General features: G+C 40.8%; 21 protein-coding genes. 12 read left to right on the top strand and 9 right to left on the bottom strand.

Annotation, left to right across the window (positions count from 1 at the left end):
* The 11 genes from H3T84_RS03415 (at position 1) to hfq (ending at position 10,307) form a co-directional block, all read left to right on the top strand.
* Positions 1–318, top strand: coding sequence for an integration host factor subunit beta (locus H3T84_RS03415; RefSeq protein ID WP_100116562.1), 318 nt, complete (start codon positions 1–3; stop codon positions 316–318).
* 148 nt (positions 319–466) lie between these two features.
* Positions 467–1,627: a cell division protein ZapE gene (zapE, locus tag H3T84_RS03410; protein WP_198217949.1), complete on the top strand. Its 1,161-nt coding sequence runs from the start codon at positions 467–469 to the stop codon at positions 1,625–1,627.
* Between the two features lie 88 nt (positions 1,628–1,715).
* On the top strand, positions 1,716–2,141 hold the full coding sequence (gene ndk, locus H3T84_RS03405; protein WP_198217947.1) for a nucleoside-diphosphate kinase: 426 nt from the start codon (positions 1,716–1,718) through the stop codon (positions 2,139–2,141).
* A 251-nt stretch (positions 2,142–2,392) separates the two neighbouring features.
* Positions 2,393–3,475 (top strand): 23S rRNA (adenine(2503)-C(2))-methyltransferase RlmN, encoded by a 1,083-nt coding sequence (gene rlmN, locus H3T84_RS03400; protein WP_198217944.1) that lies wholly within the window; start codon positions 2,393–2,395, stop codon positions 3,473–3,475.
* A 4-nt stretch (positions 3,476–3,479) separates the two neighbouring features.
* A complete protein-coding gene (pilW, locus tag H3T84_RS03395) occupies positions 3,480–4,244 on the top strand; it encodes a type IV pilus biogenesis/stability protein PilW (protein ID WP_198217937.1) in 765 nt (254 codons plus the stop codon).
* Positions 4,244–5,131, top strand: a complete 888-nt coding sequence (locus tag H3T84_RS03390; RefSeq protein ID WP_174833466.1) for a RodZ domain-containing protein — start codon at positions 4,244–4,246, stop codon at positions 5,129–5,131. The genes pilW and H3T84_RS03390 overlap by 1 nt, the downstream gene beginning before the upstream one ends.
* A gap of 1 nt (position 5,132) precedes the next feature.
* Positions 5,133–6,401, top strand: coding sequence for a flavodoxin-dependent (E)-4-hydroxy-3-methylbut-2-enyl-diphosphate synthase (ispG, locus tag H3T84_RS03385; protein ID WP_198217935.1), 1,269 nt, complete (start codon positions 5,133–5,135; stop codon positions 6,399–6,401).
* Positions 6,402–6,467: 66 nt separating this feature from the next.
* On the top strand, positions 6,468–7,760 hold the full coding sequence (gene hisS, locus H3T84_RS03380; protein ID WP_198217933.1) for a histidine--tRNA ligase: 1,293 nt from the start codon (positions 6,468–6,470) through the stop codon (positions 7,758–7,760).
* On the top strand, positions 7,760–8,386 hold the full coding sequence (locus H3T84_RS03375; protein ID WP_037476226.1) for a tetratricopeptide repeat protein: 627 nt from the start codon (positions 7,760–7,762) through the stop codon (positions 8,384–8,386). Before hisS ends, H3T84_RS03375 begins: the two co-directional genes overlap by 1 nt.
* A 135-nt stretch (positions 8,387–8,521) precedes the next feature.
* On the top strand, positions 8,522–9,973 hold the full coding sequence (gene der / locus H3T84_RS03370) for a ribosome biogenesis GTPase Der (protein WP_041879549.1): 1,452 nt from the start codon (positions 8,522–8,524) through the stop codon (positions 9,971–9,973).
* A gap of 85 nt (positions 9,974–10,058) precedes the next feature.
* Positions 10,059–10,307, top strand: coding sequence for an RNA chaperone Hfq (gene hfq / locus H3T84_RS03365; protein ID WP_025330801.1), 249 nt, complete (start codon positions 10,059–10,061; stop codon positions 10,305–10,307).
* Positions 10,308–10,357: 50 nt separating this feature from the next.
* Here the strand turns inward: hfq and H3T84_RS03360 are convergent, their stop codons facing one another.
* The 8 genes from H3T84_RS03360 to H3T84_RS03325 form a co-directional block, all read right to left on the bottom strand.
* Positions 10,358–10,690: an SMR family transporter gene (locus H3T84_RS03360; RefSeq protein WP_041879503.1), complete on the bottom strand. Its 333-nt coding sequence runs from the start codon at positions 10,688–10,690 to the stop codon at positions 10,358–10,360.
* Positions 10,691–10,950: 260 nt separating this feature from the next.
* The gene (locus H3T84_RS03355) at positions 10,951–11,628 is read right to left on the bottom strand and encodes an epoxyqueuosine reductase QueH (protein WP_041879507.1); all 678 of its coding nucleotides are present in this window, start codon (positions 11,626–11,628) and stop codon (positions 10,951–10,953) included.
* Positions 11,629–11,757: 129 nt separating this feature from the next.
* Positions 11,758–12,255 carry a thiol peroxidase gene (gene tpx / locus H3T84_RS03350; RefSeq protein ID WP_037395044.1) on the bottom strand — a complete coding sequence of 166 codons (498 nt, stop codon included), beginning with the start codon at positions 12,253–12,255 and terminating at the stop codon, positions 11,758–11,760.
* A 290-nt stretch (positions 12,256–12,545) separates the two neighbouring features.
* The gene (locus H3T84_RS03345) at positions 12,546–13,046 is read right to left on the bottom strand and encodes a dihydrofolate reductase (RefSeq protein ID WP_041879552.1); all 501 of its coding nucleotides are present in this window, start codon (positions 13,044–13,046) and stop codon (positions 12,546–12,548) included.
* Positions 13,047–13,051: 5 nt separating this feature from the next.
* Positions 13,052–13,846: a thymidylate synthase gene (locus H3T84_RS03340; RefSeq protein ID WP_041879511.1), complete on the bottom strand. Its 795-nt coding sequence runs from the start codon at positions 13,844–13,846 to the stop codon at positions 13,052–13,054.
* 36 nt (positions 13,847–13,882) lie between these two features.
* Complete coding sequence (gene dusA / locus H3T84_RS03335; protein WP_198217931.1) at positions 13,883–14,956, bottom strand: tRNA dihydrouridine(20/20a) synthase DusA; 1,074 nt, start codon at positions 14,954–14,956, stop codon at positions 13,883–13,885.
* Between the two features lie 172 nt (positions 14,957–15,128).
* Positions 15,129–15,932 carry a DUF2971 domain-containing protein gene (locus H3T84_RS03330; RefSeq protein ID WP_370524015.1) on the bottom strand — a complete coding sequence of 268 codons (804 nt, stop codon included), beginning with the start codon at positions 15,930–15,932 and terminating at the stop codon, positions 15,129–15,131.
* Between the two features lie 30 nt (positions 15,933–15,962).
* Positions 15,963–16,586, bottom strand: coding sequence for a lipopolysaccharide assembly protein LapB (locus tag H3T84_RS03325; RefSeq protein WP_198217929.1), 624 nt, complete (start codon positions 16,584–16,586; stop codon positions 15,963–15,965).
* Between the two features lie 387 nt (positions 16,587–16,973).
* On the opposite strand from H3T84_RS03325, the gene H3T84_RS03320 reads away from it, so the two are divergent.
* Positions 16,974–17,168 (top strand): CsbD family protein, encoded by a 195-nt coding sequence (locus H3T84_RS03320; RefSeq protein ID WP_025330793.1) that lies wholly within the window; start codon positions 16,974–16,976, stop codon positions 17,166–17,168.
* Between the two features lie 147 nt (positions 17,169–17,315).
* Here the strand turns inward: H3T84_RS03320 and H3T84_RS03315 are convergent, their stop codons facing one another.
* Complete coding sequence (locus tag H3T84_RS03315; protein ID WP_198217927.1) at positions 17,316–18,500, bottom strand: MFS transporter; 1,185 nt, start codon at positions 18,498–18,500, stop codon at positions 17,316–17,318.
* Positions 18,501–18,545 lie beyond the last annotated feature (45 nt).

Here is an 18,545-nt window from a genome sequence, read left to right as displayed (position 1 = left end):
ATGACGAAGTCGGAGTTAATGATTCGATTGGCGGAGTTGTATACTACTAATAACGATAGTACTGTATTAAATGCTAAGGATGTTGAGCAAAGTATTAAGATTCTTGTTGATACTATGACTCGGGCTTTAGCCAAAGGCCAAAGAATCGAAATTCGTGGATTTGGTAGCTTTGATCTTAACCATCGTCCAGCTCGTGTTGGCCGTAATCCTAAAACAGGGGAAAAAGTGTCAGTACCGGAAAAATATGTACCGCACTTCAAGCCTGGTAAAGAATTACGCGAACGTGTTGACAAAGCTCTTTTGTCTACGAATAAATAATACCTTTTTATTTGGTTAGATGTTAACGCCGCAGTTTCTGCGGCGTATTTTTATTTTATAGTGGTCGAATGTTTAATGTGTGTGCTAAGGTTACGTCTTTTAACTTTTGCTATATACAATTTCTAACTCCCAGAAGAATTCATATCATATGACCACATCAGTATTTGTTGCTCCCGAATTTAATAATCAAAGTCCTCTGACCTGGTATCAGGCCGCAGAAAGGCAACCTGGATTTATATATGATGCTGCCCAGTTGCGCGCAATTAAGCAACTGGACAGACTCTGGACAGAGTTGATGATGTTCAAGCGTAAACGAAATCGTTTTTTAGGGCGTAGTTTACGCTCTCCGCGTGCGCCTAAAGGTCTGTATATGTATGGAGGAGTCGGGCGTGGCAAAAGTTTTTTAATGGATGCTTTTTTTGGTTGTTTACCTTATCGGCGTAAACGCAGAGTCCATTTTCATGCTTTTATGGCAGAAGTACAACAACGACTAAAAGATCATCATAGTCAGGCTAATCCGTTAAATGCAGTCGCACAGGATATTGCGCGAGAAGTAAGAGTGTTGTGTTTTGATGAATTCCACGTCAGTGATATTGCGGATGCTATGATTCTCGGACGATTGCTGGAAGGTTTATTTGAACAGGGGGTGGTTATGGTGGCTACATCAAATTACGCTCCATCCGAGCTTTATCCGCAAGGGCAAAATCGGTCTAGTTTTTTACCTACTATTGCATTAATTGAAAAAGAACTGACTATCCTGAATGTTGATGGTGGTGAAGATTATCGTATGCGTACATTGCAGCCGGCAGATGTATTTTATATACCGGCAGATGCAAGCAGTGAAAAAAAATTAACAGAGTTATTTCACAAAATTAACGGTGAACAGGAAATTACTGGCGGAGAAATTGAAATACTGGGGCGTCAATTACCATACAAAGCCATTTCTGATACAACAGTTTGGTTCGATTTCAGCACATTATGCTGTGGTCCGCGCTCGCAAAATGATTATCTGGAACTGGCAAAAAAATTTCGCGTATTAATTTTATCGGGTATACCTAAAATGGGATCTGCTCAGATGGCAGAGGCACGGCGACTTACATGGTTAATTGATGTTTTGTATGATTATCGGATAAAACTATGCGCCAGCTGTGAGGTTGATATCGAAAATATTTATACAGATGGTGATTTTGCTAATGAATTTACCCGGACTGCCAGTCGTCTCACAGAGATGGGTTCGGAAGAGTATTTAACTTTGCCACACCTGACTCTGGATAATGAAACAGCAAGTATAGGAAAAGATATTAAATAAGACTGAAATTTGTTAAAATGACAAAATATATTTTTGCTGTAATGTTTACTGCAAAAAATTCAATATATTTAACATAATGGAAGCAAATATGACTATCGAACGCACATTATCTATTGTTAAACCGGATGCAGTTGCTAAAAATGTTATCGGACAGATTTACAGTCGTTTTGAAAATAACGGACTAAAAATTATTGCAGCTAAAATGAAACAACTTTCCAAAACAGAGGCTGAAGGCTTTTATGCTGTTCACAAAGAGCGGCCGTTTTTTGCAGATCTGGTAAATTTTATGATCAGCGGACCTGTAATGATCCAGGTGCTGGAAGGCGAAGGTGCCGTTGCCAAAAACCGTGAGCTGATGGGTGCAACCAATCCTAAAGAAGCTACTGCAGGAACAATTCGTGCAGATTTTGCCGATTCAATTGATGCTAATGCTGTTCATGGCTCTGACAGTCTTGAAAATGCTGCTACTGAAATTGCATATTTCTTCACTGCTGATGAATTATGCAGCCGCTAATCAGGCAGATAAATCTATAAATTAGTCCACCTGGAAGGTGGACTAATTTACAATCTATATTTATAAATTAACAATTTCAGTTTCTAGTTTTTAATGTATTATTCTATAAATATAATTTACACTAGAGATGATTTTTGTAGAAGTTAAATAATTGTATAAATTATTGAATAAATTTGAATTATCAGCATAATGAATCCTGAAAGATTGATTGCCTGCCTGTACCACTATCTGCTTTTTATTGTGTTACCTAGATGAAAACCAATTTGCTAAATTTCGATTTACCCGGTTTAACTGCCCATTTTTCACAAATGGGTGAGAAGCCTTTTCGTGCCAGACAGGTTATGCGCTGGATGCACTTAAGCGGAGTGGCCGATTTTACTGATATGACTGATCTGGCCAAATCTTTACGTCACAAATTACTGGATAAGGCTGAAATAAAAGTACCGGATTTGCTGGTTGAACAAAAATCTGCTGATGGTACTTGTAAATGGTTACTGGATGTAGGTACTGGTAATGGTGTGGAAACTGTTTTTATTCCGGAAGATACCCGGGGTACGTTATGTATTTCCTCTCAAATAGGCTGTGCACTCGAGTGTATGTTTTGCTCTACCGGCAGGCAAGGCTTTAACCGTAATCTGACTACTGCTGAAATTATCGGTCAGTTATGGTGGGCAAATAAAGCGCTTGGTGTTACTCCAAAAGACGAAAGAGTTATTTCCAATGTAGTAATGATGGGAATGGGGGAACCATTAGCTAATTTCGATAACGTGGTAACAGCATTAAGTATTATGCTGGATGACCATGGCTATGGCTTATCACGTCGCCGAGTCACAGTTTCTACTTCTGGTATGGTTCCTCAAATGGATCGTTTGAAAGAAATAATGCCGGTAGCTTTGGCTATTTCTTTGCATGCGTCTAATGATCAGGTGCGTGATAAGCTTATTCCGCTGAATAAAAAATATCCTCTTAATCAGTTAATGTCTGCCTGTCAACGTTATCTGGTAAAAGCGCCGCGTGATTTTATTACGTTTGAGTATATTATGCTCAAAGAAATCAATGATGCTCCCGAACATGCGCGCCAACTGATAGAACTGGTTAGAGATGTGCCATGTAAATTTAATCTTATACCGTTTAATCCGTTTACCAATTCGGGTTTTGAACGTTCAACAAATGAACGTATCCGCATATTTCGTGAAATTTTACAGGAAGCAGGTTTTGTGGTTACAGTCAGAAAAACCCGTGGAGATGATATCGATGCCGCATGTGGTCAATTGGCAGGTAAAGTAAAAGACAAAACTCAGCGACAACAAAAATGGCAACTTGTACAGGAATGATTTTATGAAAAAATTAGGGTTAATATTATTGTTTGCACTGATATTATCTGCGTGTGCTAACCAGCCAAAAGTAAAAAAACCAACTGCGGCACAGCGAGCTAAAGAAGTTGCAGAAATAAAGACTCAGCTTGCAGTTGAGTATATGAAAACTCAAAATTACCGTCAGGCTGTAGAATCCATTGATGAAGCCTTAAAAAATAATAGCAGTTCATTTGAAACATGGTTAATACGGGCTCAAATATGGCAGTATCTAAAAGAACCGGGCAAAGCAGAGGAAAGCTTCCAGCGCGCTTTGTCTTTGGCTCCTGACAGTGCAGAGGTAAATAATAATTATGGCTGGTTTGTTTGTGATTTTCTAAAAAATCCGAATAAATCTATCCCTTATTTTGATAAAGCTTTATCAGATCCTACATATCCTACACCGGAAGTTGCTCAGTTCAATAAAGGTATTTGCAGTAGCCGCATGGGACAATATCAGATTGCTAACAGCTATTTTGAACGCGCGCTAGCTGCAAATCCGAATTTTATAATAACCAAGAAAGAAATGGCACGCAACGAATTGCAGGCAGGTAATACATCAGATGCCAACTATCTGTTTAAACAGTATCAGAGTCAGATAAACAGATTATCAGCAGATGATTTATTACTGGGATGGAGAATTGCAAAATCCTTGGGAAATATACAGGCTGCTTATGAATATGAAGCACAATTGCGCAATAATTTCCCTTATTCTGCTGAACTAGAGCAGGTTTCTACAGGAAAATTCTGATGAATGAGCAAACCAAAAATACCGAATCCGGCCCGAATGCTGCTGAAACTCTGGGTACCATACTTTCGCAGACCCGAAAACACAGAGGTCTGTCTGTCGGTGAAGTTGCTGAGCGCTTAAAACTACCAGCCAGACAAATTGAGGCGATGGAAAGCGGTAGTTATAAAGGTTTGCCTGAGGCTGTATTCATCAAAGGCTTTCTGAGCTCATATGCCCGTTTGCTTGAGCTGGATGAAAAAGAGTTAAAGCAGTATTTTCAGCAGATTTTTCCAGCAGCTAATCATTATTCAACTGCAGACAGCAGTAAAGTTGAGTCAGCTGATCTTGATTTTAAGAATAAGCCGCAACGCCGTCATTTTCCGAGTTGGCTGATTGCTGTTCTGGTAGTAATTTTAATTGGTGCCGGAGTCTATGCATGGCAGACTAAATCCACTTCTGAAAGTGCCAGACAAGCAGCTACAGCCAGTCAGGAAGTATCTGTGCAAGCTGCTTCAATTAGCGATATTGCCGCAAGTAATATTCGGGTTGTGCCAATGACAACCAATGAACAAATCAGTTCTCAGCCTGTTTCTGCAGCAAGTAGTAGCAGTCAAACCGCTACAAGCCAGAATGCCGGTATGGAAGCATCTCAGCCTGCCGCATCTGCAGCAGACACATTAGTAATAAAAATGACAAACAGAAGCTGGTTACAGGTGAGTGATAAAAACGGTAAAGTACTTATTGGTCAGGTTGTTGATGCAAATAGCACACATCAGTTTAGCGGGGCCGCACCTTATAAGGTAGTACTTGGCTATACACCAGGGGTGAGTATTCAGTTTGCCGGCAAAGATATTGCTATTGAACAGAACAAAAAAAGAACTGCAGTAATGATTGTAGGTGGAAACTGAAATGACTTTGGCTGGCGTACGCAGAAAAACACATCAGGTAAAAGTTGATCATGTGGTAATAGGCTCTGATGCACCAGTCAGAGTGCAGTCGATGACTAATACAGACACGGCTGATGCAGAACAAACAGCCATTCAGGTAAAAGCACTGGCAGATGCTGGCTCAGAACTGGTACGTATTACAGTTAACTCACCTCAGGCGGCAGCCAGAGTATCTGAAATTCGCCAGCGTCTGAATGACATGGGCTGTAATGTCCCCTTAGTTGGTGATTTTCATTTTAATGGCGATCGCCTGCTTAAAGATTATCCGGATTGTGCAACAGCACTTTCAAAATACCGGATTAACCCCGGTAATGTGGGTAAAGGGGTGAAGGGTGATGAAAAATTTGCTTTCATGATCCATACAGCAGCAGAGCACGATAAAGCTGTTCGCATCGGAGTAAACTGGGGGTCGCTGGATCAGGCTCTTGCAAAGCGCATGATGGATAATAATCTGGCCTTAGCAACACCTCAGCCTGCTGAAACAGTTATGAAAGAAGCATTAATTATTTCAGCACTGGAATCAGCACAAAAAGCGGAAAGCCTTGGTTTACCTGCCGACCGGATTATATTGTCTTGCAAAGTATCAAATGTACAGGATTTAATAGAGGTTTATCATAATCTGGCCGCACGCTGTCTGTATCCACTGCATCTTGGTTTAACCGAAGCAGGAATGGGAAGTAAAGGTATTGTAGCCTCTTCTGCAGCTCTTGCTATTTTATTACAACAGGGAATTGGTGATACTATTAGAGTATCGCTTACTCCTGAGCCGGGAAGTGCTCGGACTCAGGAAGTAGTGGTTGCTCAGGAAATCCTGCAAACCATGGGCTTGCGTTCTTTTACGCCGCTAGTAACGGCATGCCCGGGGTGCGGACGTACAACCAGTACCGTGTTTCAGGAACTGGCACGGGATATTCAGCAATATTTGCGGGAAAAAATGCCAGTCTGGCGGCTTCAATATCCTGGTGTTGAAAATCTGAATGTGGCCGTTATGGGTTGTGTCGTTAACGGCCCGGGTGAAAGTAAACTTGCTGATATCGGTATATCTTTACCAGGTACCGGTGAAACACCTGTTGCTCCTGTATATGTTGACGGCGAGCGCAAAACCACCTTAAAAGGTGAGCATATGGCTGAAGAGTTTCTGGCTTTGGTAGAAGAATATATTCAGACCAATTATGGTGAGCAGGGTAAAAAGCGGGAAACAGCGAAAGTGATTCCGATTACAGCTTTATAAGATAAATATACTGTTATAGCTGTCAGCAGCTAATATAGTTTAACAGGGATAAACGAATTAATTAATATGGGTCAGAAAATCCAGGCCGTAAAAGGCATGAATGATTTACTGCCGGTCGTGCAGAAAGATTTTAAACTGACATCTGCACTCTGGCAGGCATTTGAAGATGTGATAGTTGCTTGGACACGCAGTTTTGGTTACAGCCAGATTCGTACCCCGATTGTTGAGCAAACTGGTTTGTTTGTGCGTTCAATCGGTGAAGAAACTGATGTTGTGGGTAAAGAGATGTATACCTTTGCCGATTCCAACGACAAACTGAGCCTGAGCCTGCGACCGGAAGGCACAGCCTCCTGTCTTCGTGCAGTTGTTGAGCACAACTTACTTTATAATAGTCCGCAAAAATTATGGTATATGGGGCCGATGTTCCGACGGGAACGCCCACAAAAAGGACGATATCGTCAGTTTCATCAGGTTGGTGTTGAGGCATTAGGATTTAACGGGCCTGATGTAGATGCCGAACTGATTGCTATGACTGCAAACCTCTGGGAACGGCTGGGTATTAGGGAATATCTCACACTTGAATTAAATACTCTTGGTAATCAGCAGGAGCGTGCTGCTCACCGTACTGCACTAATTGCTTATTTACAACAGCATGAAGCCATTCTGGATGAGGATAGCCGGCGTCGTATGCATACTAATCCGTTACGTGTGCTGGATACTAAGAATCCTGATTTACAGGCAATGGCGAATGCTGCGCCACGTCTTATAGATTATCTGGGTGCTGAATCACTTGCACACTATAATACTTTAAAAAATATGCTGGACGGGCTCGGTATCACATATGTAGAAAATCCGCGTCTGGTTCGCGGTTTGGATTATTATAATCTGACCGTATTTGAATGGACGACAACTAAACTGGGCGCACAGGCAACAGTATGCGGTGGCGGACGTTATAACGGGCTGATCGAAGAGCTTGGCGGTAAACCGGCGCCGGCCATTGGCTTTGCTCTGGGTATTGAACGTTTATTACTGCTTGTTCAGGAATTCGGTAAACTACATGTGAATAATGCGCCTGATGTTTATGTAATACATCAGGGAGAAGGAAGTAGTCTCAAAGCTATGCAGCATATAGTATTATTACGGGCAGCAAGGCTGAATGTTTATTTACACTGTGGTGATCAAAGCCTGAAAGCTCAATTAAAGAAAGCTGATGCCAGCGGTGCGGCAATAGCAGTTATCGTGGCTCAGGACGAGCAATTAAACAATACGCTGACGCTTAAAAATCTGCGTACTCATGAACAACAGACTGTTGCTGCTGAGGCAGCTTTACAGTTAATCCAACAATGGAAGAATGCATAATGGTTGTACATATTCAGGATGAACAGGAAGTTGCGAATTTCAAATATTTCTGGCAACGCTGGGGACGCTGGATTTTTGCTATACTAGTTATATTGTCATTGGCATATTTGGGGTATGTGCTGTATCAGAGTCATTTACGCAGCAATGATGAAAAGGCAGCCGTTATATTTGAAACATTTGTTACTCAGGCTGGTGCTAATAATATGGCTGAAAGTAAAAAGGCACTCATACAGCTACAGGAAAAATATCCTGAGACTATGAATACTACCCAGGCAACACTGATGATGGCCGGTTCTGCATTTGATGATGGCAAATATGATGAAGCTATCCGTCATTTGCAATGGGTTAAAGCCAGACAGCACGATGACTTATTGCAAACAATCGTTGCGCAGCGACTGGCTAGCGTATATTTACAGCAAAGTAAATATAATGAAGCATTACAGGCACTGGATGTGAAAGTTACTGATGCGTTTAAACCAGTTCTGCTGGAAACTAAAGGTGATGTTTTACAGGCACAGAAGAAAAATGCCGAAGCTGTTGCTATTTACCAGCAAGCTTTGAATTTATTATCAAAAGATTCAGTACAACGCGAAATCATTCAATTGAAAATAAGCAGTTTGAGTTAACCAATGCTTAATAAAACCTGAAGTTCCGGCCGGAAAAATCGGCAGGAACTTCAGGTTTATCAGTTGTACTGAAAAGCTTGCCGCTGGCAGGCTATTGCTGTTTTAGAGCAATAGAAATTATCTGAAAGAATAAATATGAAACCAACGATTGTTCTGGTTGGTCGCCCGAATGTAGGCAAATCAACATTATTTAACCGCCTGACCCGTACACGTGATGCACTGGTTGCCGATTTACCCGGCCTAACCCGCGACCGGCATTACGGGCACGGCAGGGTAGGAAGTAAACCTTATCTGGTTGTTGATACCGGTGGTTTTGAGCCGGTAGTAGATAGCGGTATCTTATATGAAATGGCTCGCCATACTCTGCAAGCCGTAGATGAGGCGGATGCAGTTATCTTTCTGGTAGACGGACGTACCGGTCTGACGCCACAGGATAAGATTATCGCCAACCATTTGCGCCAGAGTTCCAGGCCTGTATATCTGGCAGTGAATAAAGGTGAGGGCGCTAACAGACCGATTCTGGCAGCAGAGTTTTATGAATTAAGTCTGGGAGAGCCTATCGTTATATCAGGGGCGCATGGTGATGGCGTGTACGGGCTGATAGAAACTGTACTGGAAGACTTTCCCGAAGAAGAGGAACAGGTAAACAGTCATCATCCGGTTTTTGCAGTTATTGGTCGGCCAAATGTCGGCAAATCAACTTTAGTTAACGCAATCCTGGGTGAGGAGCGAGTTATTGCTTTTGACATGGCCGGTACTACACGTGACTCAATTCACATTGATTTCGAGCGCAACGGCAACCCTTTTACCATTATTGATACTGCCGGAGTACGTCGTCGTGGCAAAGTAGATGACGCCATCGAGAAGTTTTCCGTTATTAAAGCAATGCAGGCTATCGAAGCGGCTAACGTAGCTGTACTGGTACTTGATGCACAACAGGATATAGCCGATCAGGATGCAACTATTGCCGGCTTTGCATTGGAAGCTGGGCGTGCTTTAGTTGTTGCAGTAAATAAATGGGACGGAATAACCGAAGAGCGCAAGCAACAGGTTAAACGTGATATAGCACGTAAACTGTATTTTCTTGATTTTGCCAAATTTCATTATATTTCGGCATTGAAAGAAAAAGGAATTGACGGGCTTTTTAGCTCAATTCAGGCTGCCTATGATGCTGCAATGATTAAACTGCCTACTCCGAAAATTACCCGCGTATTGCAAAGCGCACTGGAACGACAACAGCCTCCGCGCGCCGGCTTAATTCGCCCCAAAATGCGTTATGCCCATCAGGGCGGCATGAATCCGCCAGTTATAGTCATACATGGTAATGCCTTACAGCATATCAGTGATGCTTATACCCGATATCTGACACAAACATTTCGCAAAGCATTTCATTTACAGGGAACACCTTTACGTATTCAATATAATGTAAACGAGAATCCATATCAGGAAAATGACAGCAAACCAGCGCAGCCATTGCGTCGTGTCAAACTAAGTAACCGAATTGCCAAGCGTGAACAGATAAAACAATCGAAAAAGCAGGTAAAGCGTAAAAATAAAGTCAGTTCAAAGAAAACAAATGCCCATTAATGTGATAGCATTGACACTGCTTTCTAAATCGCTGTACGCAGGTGCAGCTAAGCGATAACATAATCAAAAAAACAGGAGTAGCCAAATGAGCGCCAAAGGACAAATGTTACAAGATCCTTTCTTGAATGCACTGCGAAAAGAGTATGTGCCAGTTTCAATTTATCTGGTAAACGGTATTAAACTACAGGGTCAGGTGGAATCATTTGACCAGTATGTTGTACTTTTACGTAATACTTCAGTAACACAAATGGTATACAAACATGCGATTTCCACAATTGTGCCTGCTCGTGCAGTAAGCTTGCAGCATGAACCGAAACCTGCATCAGCAGAATAATACAGTCATACTGCATTAGCAAAAAACCGTGGATTTCCACGGTTTTTTTGCTAATGAGTCATCGATTTGGAAAACAGATTAATCACAATAACACCCGCCAGTATCAGACCGATGCCAATAATTGCCGGCATATCCAGCTTTTGTCCGAATTTGATCCAGGCTATGATTGACACACAAACAATGCCCACACCGGACCACACTGCATAAGCAATGCCTACAGGCATAGTTTTCAGAGTTTGTGCAAGCGAATAAAACGAAATAATATAGCCCAGAACAGAGCAAATACTGGGCATCAGCCGGGTAAAACCATTACTCAGCTTAAGCATACTGGTTGCAAATATTTCAGCTAGTATAGCGATGGAAAGAAAAATCCATTGATTCATGTTTATCCTTCTCGTTACTGCATTAGTTTCCTTGTGCAGCTATATTACGTATGGTTGGTATAAACTGAGTACAAATTTATCGAGTTTTACATAATGTTCAACCCAAAATTTCAATATCAGCTTGAATGAAAAGAAAGCCATTCCTGAAAAATTTAACCTGAACACTTTCCCATATAAAAGCGGATTCAAGTCTGAATCCGCTTTTAGAGAGTAATACTGATGAAGTGACTCAAAATACAACCAATGATTAACAAAAAAACTTAAGCCTTTTCTTCATTACCATAAAATTTCGTACCAATTTTAATGCTTTCTCTGCCATGCTCACGCCGCCAGGCATTGCTGTCACGTAAAGAATAAGCACAGCCACAGTATTCCTGCTGATAAAACTGCTCACGCTTACTAATCTCAATCATACGCTGGCTGCCGCCGCCTTTACGCCAGTTATAATCCCAGTAAACAAGATTAGGATATTTTTCTGCAGCACGTTTGCCGCAATCGTTTATTTGCTGCATATTTTTCCAGCGGGAAATCCCTAATGAGCTGGTAATAACTGAAAAACCATTTTCATATGCGTACAATGCTGTGCGTTCAAAGCGCATATCAAAACACATAGTGCAACGAATACCGCGTTCCGGTTCAAACTCCATCCCTTTAGCGCGTTCAAACCAGTTGTCCATATCATAATCAGCATCAATAAAAGGAATATTGAATTTTTCCGCAAATGCCTTGTTTTCATCCTTGCGGATTTCATATTCTTTTTTCGGGTGAATATTAGGATTATAGAAGTAAATCGTATAATCAATACCAGAGGCCAGCATTGCTTCCATAACCTCACCAGAGCAGGGCGCACAGCAAGAATGAAGCAATACTTTATTTTCTCCGTTGGGAAGAGTTAATTTCGGGCGTTGTATATCGGTAGTCAGTTTTTGTGGGTTCATTGATGTGATTTCCTGTTATTCTAGTTAAATATCTTTATCAGTAGATTTTAACAAAGCTATCAGCGCAACGACATAGCCCGAAAGAAAAAAAGCGTTCAGAAATCTGAACGCTTGTATGAAAAAGCCATTTTAAAGAGCGGCTAATGCCTGCTCATAATCCGGTTCTGTCGTAATTTCAGCCACTAACTGACTGTATAAAACCTGATTATTTTCATCCAGTACAATAACCGCACGGGCACATAAGCCGGCTAAAGCACCGCTGCTCAGTTTAACCCCGTAGTTTTCCTTAAATTCAGGATGACGGAATGTTGACAGAGTTTTTACCTGATCCAGTCCTTCTGCACCACAAAAGCGAGCCTGCGCAAATGGCAAATCGGCAGAAATACACAACACAACAGTATTAGAAAGATTGGCCGCAGCTGCATTAAAATGGCGTACAGATGCAGCACAAACACCTGTATCTACACTAGGGAAAATATTCAGTACTTTACGTTTACCGGCAAAATCGGTAAGCGATAATTCATTTAAACCGGCATCAGTCAGCGTAAAAGCTGGTGCTGTACTGCCTGTTTTTGGAAACTGACCACTGACTTCAACAGCGGTACCTTGCAGAGTTACTGTACTCATGACTGCATCCTTCTGATGTTTAATTTGATTAACAATGTGCAGACTTATTGTGGGGGATTGGCAGGGAACTGTCAAAGATTATCTATGCTGATTATATGCAGTAAATAGCAGACAAATATAGCGCCTGCATAAACGCAGAAAACCAACATTTTCCCGACAATTCAGCAAAAACGTAAATCTTAGAAAATATGACTGAGAAAATTTACAGCATCATCAATCAGCCAGTCTGCATTGCAGTCTCTGATTTCAGAGCAATCGGACTGAATACAAACTGGCTTGCACAATAAAACTTACTCAACACCAGACCGGCGTACATAATGCTGTAAATCATAAGCAATATTATTTTTACTGCTTACATGACTGCTGCTTTCAGTTTGCTGCCAGATATCCGTGTCAATTGCCGGAAAAAAAGTATCTCCGGCAACATCAACATGAATTCTGGTTAACCGCAAATCGGTAGCCAGAGGTATCGCCTGAGTATAAATTTGTGCCCCGCCCATAATAATAATTTCAGAGCAACCGGCTAATTGTCTGAGCGCATCTTCAACACTGTGACACAAAATTGCTCCGCTGAATGTCTGTGCATCCTGCCGGCTGATAACATAATTGGCGCGGCCTGGAAGCGGTTTTCTGGGCAGCGACTCCCAGGTTTTACGTCCCATAACAACCGGCTTGCCCATAGTGTAACTTTTAAAAAATTCAAAATCTTCGGGCACATGCCAGGGAATACGATTATTTTCGCCAATACAGTTATTATCCGAAAGAGCGGCAATCAGCGTAATTTTATTCAGAGTATTCATACAGCTACTGGTGCTTTAATGTGGGCATCCGGATGATAATCAGTAAGCGTAAAATCTTCAAACTGAAAAGAAAACAGATCTTTTACATCAGGATTCAGATGCATTTGCGGCAGATTTTTCGGTGTACGGCTTAACTGTAGTTTAGCCTGTTCAAAATGATTACTATATAAATGAGCATCACCCAGCGTATGAATAAATTCCCCCGGCTCTAAATCACATACCTGAGCAATCATCATCGTTAGCAGAGCATAGCTGGCAATATTAAAAGGCACACCCAGAAAAATATCAGCACTGCGCTGATAAAGCTGACAGGAAAGCTTGCCTTCAACCACATAAAACTGAAACAGAGCATGGCAGGGCGGTAAAGCCATCTCATCTACCAGTGCCGGGTTCCATGCAGATACAATCAGGCGGCGGCTGTCAGGATTGTGTTTAATCTGTTGCAGCAGATTACTGATCTGGTCGATATGGCGGCCATCCGGTGCCGGCCAGCTGCGCCACTGATAGCCGTATACCGGCCCCAGATTACCATCTGCATCTGCCCATTCATCCCAGATAGAAACATTATGTTCATGCAAATAGCCGATATTAGTATCGCCGCGCAGAAACCAGAGTAACTCATAAATAATTGAACGTAAATGCAACTTTTTAGTAGTCAGCACAGGAAAGCCATCAGCCAGATTAAAACGCATCTGATAGCCAAAAACCGAGCGCGTACCCGTACCGGTACGGTCTGCTTTATCTGTGCCACGGTCTAAAACATATTGCATTAAGTCAAGATACTGTTGCATGCGGATTTATCCAAATAAAAACGGCCTAATTGTAACTTAAATCAACTCAGACTGGCTTGCGGCACCGTCTTTTACCGCCTGCCATGCTTTTGCAATCAGGCTGGCATCATTATTTTTTAATAACGAAGCATCAGACAGCGTCCTTCGCCACTGGCGCGCACCGGGTAAACCATGCATCAGCCCCAGATAGTGCCGAGCCATATGGCGCAATGAAATATCCGGATTAGCCAGTTGCCGGTGAGCATAGTCAATTAACTGATTAACCAGGTCTTCATATTCAACAGCCGGCTGAAGACTGGCGTAAAATTCAGCATCCCAGCAGCGCATCAGCATCGGATTATGATAAGCCTCACGTCCGACCATTACCCCGTCAACATACTGCAAATGCCGGTGAATTTGTGCATTATCAGTAACCCCGCCATTAAGAATAATTTCCAGATCAGGAAATTCCTGTTTCAGACGATAAACATAATCATAACGCAAAGGCGGAATATCACGGTTATCTTTCGGCGATAACCCATCCAGCCATGCATTGCGTGCATGAACAACAAAAATACGACAGGCAGTTTTTTCACGTAGCGTACCGACAAAATCAGCCAGAGGCTGATAGGCTGTTTCCTTATCCAGACCGATGCGATGCTTAATCGTAACCGGAATATTAACCGCTTCCTGCATAGCATTTAAGCATCGTGCTACCAGTTCAACTTCACGCATCAGGCAGGCACCAAAAGCGCCTTGCTGTACCCGCGGGCTGGGGCAGCCGCAGTTAAGATTAATTTCATCATAATCATAACCGGCAGCAATTTTAGCAGCCTGTGCCAGAACTGCCGGCTCACTGCCGCCCAGCTGCAAAGCAACAGGTTGCTCCTGCGGATGATAGGCTAGTAATCTGTCACTGTTGCCATGGATGATTGCATTAGCATTAATCATCTCTGTATACAGCCACACATTTCTGCTAATCAGTCTGGCCATATAGCGGTAATGCCTGTCTGTCCAGTCCAGCATCGGCGCTACGGATAAAGTTCTTTTCGGTTTAGCATTTTGCCGGAGCTGGTGTGCATCACTCCCGGCTGAATATTCTGCGGTAATCAACTGTTTATGTTCCTGCATAATACTGCACTCTTTTAACACCGCCAAAGAAATACCGAACGGATATTTCCGGCCGGTATTTAAGTCGGTCAAATTTCTGATACAGGCAGATTATACATGGGATAACCAAACTGCCAGTTTAGCAATAGCAGTAAAGCTGATATTTTAATTAATCCTGTTGTTTTAGCCTGAATCAGCGCAGCGGCATTTCAGATTTAATCAGCTTAATTTCTCTTTCACGCCGTTTCTTTTTAAAATGATTTTGCAGCCATATCTTATGCTGCATCTTGCATTGCGGACCCAGATAAATATTATCAATATATTCTTCTACATGCGTATATTCGACAAACAAACTGTTAGCAGACTGATAATCCTGCGGTTCAACAATATTATCATCCGCGATATGAGTAATATAAATCATCCGGCACTCATCTTCATCTTCAAAAGCAGCATGTTTTATCAGACAGGAAATGGGTAAAACCGCCAGACTAAGTAGTTCATCTAGATTGGAGATTTTTTTTAACTCAGGATTATTCGAAAGTTCTTCAATCAACTCTTTTATTTTTTCTAAATTGTCACGAATACTATTGATTTTATCAGTCTCATATAATGATTTAATATATTCATCCCATTCGCTATCAATGGCTTCTGGTGTTTTTTCATTTTTGTATTCCAGATAAAAGGATTGTTTATTGCGTTTGGCTAACGCCATATACCCTGTTTCCGGATCAAAATACAGGCAACGGTATAAAGGCAAAGGATGAAGATTATTATTACTTTCAAATTTAATTTGTTTATTTTCGAACGGGTTAATTGATTTAATGCTATGTGATGAGATTATTTCGTTATTGATACTGCGTTCAGTATCCAGACCAAAAAAATCTTTATTAAAAGCAATACTGACACCGGAACCGATAATATTATCTTCATTACCGTATAAACGAAATTGATTTAGACAATTATGATTAAAGGAAAAACTGGCTAAAAAGCTTTTGATTTCATTATCTGGATGATTGCTGATATTCAGTCAGCTGGTTAATACCTGATTTTCACTGGGGTCATTCATAAAATCTACAATATTAAGCCGGAATTTACTGGGATTTTCTCCTTTAAGTAAATTAAATAATACAGCCGGCTTTGTATAATGAGCGACACGACGTTCTTGTTCAATATATTGAAATTGATTTAAAACCAATAAATTATATTTTATACCAATAGTTAAAAAATATATATGTTTGATTTTATCTAATAATGTTTCATTAAGCTTTTCAATTTCTTTCTGATTAGATAAAAGACTGGATTTGTTTTGTATTAATTCCAAAATAATCTGGGCACAAATATAATGGTGCGGAAAACTATTAGAGTAAGTAGCCATTTCGGATGCAGCTAGAAAGCTTTCTTTTGCTTTAATATAATTTTTTATATTTTTACTATAAAGTTTACCTAGCTGAAATTTTGCATGAACATAAATTTCTGGTGCATCTTGTTCAGAAATATTAAGATAACATTGTTCAGACTTAACAAAATCTTTTTTTGATAAATATAAAGAACCTAAAATTAACTGAGTCTTAACATAATTTTTTTTACTACTATTATTACGGGTAATTTTTTCTAATATTTTGATTTTTTCATCAATATTTTTTTCTTCCATTGCTATTCCTGTTTATTTATTGATAGCTAAACAATAAATCTGTATGCTGCTTCGTAACACAATCTGATAGTATTTAGATATATTAAATTTAACTAATAATAACAAAAATTAAACTTAATATCATAAAATTCATAATTATCTACAACTATATTTAACCAGATGGATTTTTATTGATAGATAAAGAAAATTGTAAATAAATTGATATTGAGTTAATTAACTGCATGAATTACCAATTAATTATTTTTATATGTAATTAGCTGCAAATATTGGCGTTTTCCATTGCTTACCGCTAATTGTCTCTCTAAGATAAATTATTGAAGGATAAGAATTTACTTGTGTTTAATTGAATACTGTTACATGCAGTAGACATACAGAATGGAGATGGTTATGAGCGATAACGGATTTGTAGATAAAGCCAAAGGCGAAGTAAAACAGAATGTGGGTAAAGTAGTGGGTGATACTAAAACCCAGTCTGAAGGAATGGTAGATAAGGCCGTTGGCGGCGTGAAAGAAGCTGTGCATGATGTGGCTAATGCCATAGATGGTGCAGTAGATTCAATCAAGAAAAAATTTCAGGATTAATTCTGAAAAATGTGCACAAGGCCGCTTATTTCAGCGGCCTTTGATTTGAATTTATATTTCTTTTAAATCAGACAAATTGGCTACAGCTTAAATTCTTCTGAATTGGTGGTATTAGATATAAAAATGTATAAGTGGAATATATTGGTTTTACTGCACCGGCTTATGCATCGTTTTGCTGATTAGTAACTGCAATAAACTGAATAAGGTGATCAAAGAGGCAATTAAATAGAGCATTTTCATATTGCCGAAATCAATAATTCCCGCCCCGATAATTGCCCCAATCCCTACGGCTCCATTAAAAATAGCTGCATAAATAGCAGAGGCGGGTAAAGCGTTATCGTATCCTGCCAGCCGGATTACCCACGCCTGAATACCAACAAATAATATGGCTACACCTAAACCCCACGCAAACACCAATACCATCAGCATGATTGGATTATGTGACAAGACTGCACTCAGCAGAATCAGACTGCCACAAATCAGCACTAAGCCTGCACCAAGTATACTTTTCAGATATCTGTCTATAAACAGACCACATAACAGATTACCAGCTACACCGGCTATACCGAATACAAACAGACAAACAGCAATCCAGTTGGCAGAAATAGCCATTTCTTCGGCCATAAATACTTCAATATAGGTAAAAGCAGCAAAATGGGCGATGATGGCAGCAGTAGCAATCAGATAAACTTGGCGTAACTGCTTAATCTGAAGAACTGCTGAAAATTGTTTTCGCACCATTCGGGAAGTACCGGATACAGCCGGCAGGGTAAAAGCCAGAATAATTGCCGTAATTATGGCTAATGCGCCCAGTAATAAAAATGATAAACGCCAGCCAATAGTGCTACTAATCCAGTTAATAAGGGGAACACCGAGTATACTGGCTATTGAAACACCGCTGAATATAATTGCTGTGGATCTGCCGGTATATTTGTCTGATACCAGTTGCGCCCCCATAGTGCCCGCCATCGCCCAGAATGCGCCATGAGCAGCTGCACCGGCCAGACGGGCGATTAAAAGTACCGAAAAATGCTCACTAATAGCTGCAATACCATTCGATGCAGCCATCAGCAACATTAATACAATTACTACTGGTTTACGAGGCAGATGGCTGAATGTGGTAACTGAAACAAGAGCAGAAACAGCTCCCAGCCATGCATACAGAGTAACAACCAAACCGGTAGTACCGCTGTTTTGTCCCATAGATGAGGCTATAGCGGATAACATACCAATCGGTGCCAGCTCGGTACTCACCACAATAAATGACGCTATTGCAAGCATGCAAACAGCCATCCAGTTACGCCATTGTGTCTTATTTTCTGAATTATTCACTAAATCATTTCCTCTTTTGCAATCAATTTTTCAAACAGATAGAGT

The sequence above is a fragment of the Snodgrassella sp. M0110 genome (assembly GCF_016101465.1).
GTDB classification, from domain to species: domain Bacteria; phylum Pseudomonadota; class Gammaproteobacteria; order Burkholderiales; family Neisseriaceae; genus Snodgrassella; species Snodgrassella alvi.
The sequence above is the reverse complement of the archived record's forward strand: the minus strand, read 5'-3'. Positions and strand labels throughout refer to the sequence as shown.